Raw genomic sequence first — 1,112 nt, 5'->3', positions numbered from 1 at the left:
CGTCGACCGCGAGCTCGTGCCAGCCGTCGAGGCCCGTCACGCGGTCGTGCGCGTCGGTGCCGACCCAGCCGTCGACGTCGGTGTCGCGGCCGACCGCGAGGACGACGGGGGCGTCGTCGGCGGCCTCGACGGTCACGGTCACGGGGTCGCCGCCGAGCTCCAGGACGCCCGGGTCGGTGACGAGCGTCCGGGCGTCGCCGGACGTCGTGGCGACGAGGACGTCGTCGGCCCTCCACGCCGTCGCGGACGCGATGCCGAGGCCGATGACGACCAGTCCGACGACGCCGAGCAGGGCGATGGTCAGTCGCTTGAGCACGCAGGATCCTCTCGGGACGAGAAGAACCAGGATAGGCAGAGGGGCCGCGCACGACCGAACGAGAGCGGACGGAACGGGTCGAAACCGGCACGTCGTCGCAGGTCCCGTGCGCGAGTCGGCACCGTCGGCCACCGGTCGCGGGGACGAGGGTCCGCGTCGTCCGGTCGGACGACACGCGTATCCTGGCCGGCGGGGCACCGGCTGCCGTCGAGCACCTCGTCGGAGGGGCCGCGCCGGCGCCCACGAGCCCAGGAGGACCGCTCGTGCCCGATGCCCGCACCCCCTTCCCGGTCGTGAACTTCCGTGGTTACGAACGTGAGGCCGTCGACGCCAGGATCTCCTCGCTGGAGAAGTCCGTCGCGGACGCGCGCGCGCAGGTCGAGGCCGCCGACGCGAAGGCGCTGCAGGTCGCGGGCGAGCTCTCCGAGGCGCACCGCCAGCTCCGCGAGGCCGAGCGGCCGACGTACTCCGGGCTCGGCTCGCGCATCGAGCAGCTGCTGAGGTCCGCCGAGGAGCAGTCGTCCGACGTCGTCACGCAGGCGAACGCGCAGGCCGCCGACGCCCTCGCCCGCGCCAAGCTCGCCGCCGGCCAGCTGCGCGCCCGTGCGGAGAACGAGGTCGCCGAGCTGCTCGCGACGTCGCGCCGCGAGGCCGAGGAGCTCCGCACCACCGCCGCCGCCGAGGCCGAGAGCACGCTGCTCGCCGCGCAGCGCCGCGCCGAGGAGCTCGTCGGGTCCGCCGAGCGGGAGGCCGCGCGCATCCAGAGCGCCATCACGACCGAGGAGGCGGAGCGCCG

2 pseudogenes are annotated in these 1,112 nt (G+C 75.3%); one reads left to right on the top strand and one right to left on the bottom strand.

The annotated features are described in order from the left end of the window. Nucleotides 1-316: pseudogene (locus HGA02_RS20025) on the bottom strand (hypothetical protein); the annotation flags it as partial. Nucleotides 317-579: 263 nt separating this feature from the next. Here HGA02_RS20025 and HGA02_RS20020 point away from each other — a divergent pair. Next, nucleotides 580-1,112 (top strand): annotated as a pseudogene (locus tag HGA02_RS20020) (hypothetical protein); the annotation flags it as partial.

Source organism: Cellulomonas septica (assembly GCF_012396155.1).
GTDB lineage: Bacteria > Actinomycetota > Actinomycetes > Actinomycetales > Cellulomonadaceae > Cellulomonas > Cellulomonas septica.
The sequence above is the reverse complement of the archived record's forward strand: the minus strand, read 5'-3'. Positions and strand labels throughout refer to the sequence as shown.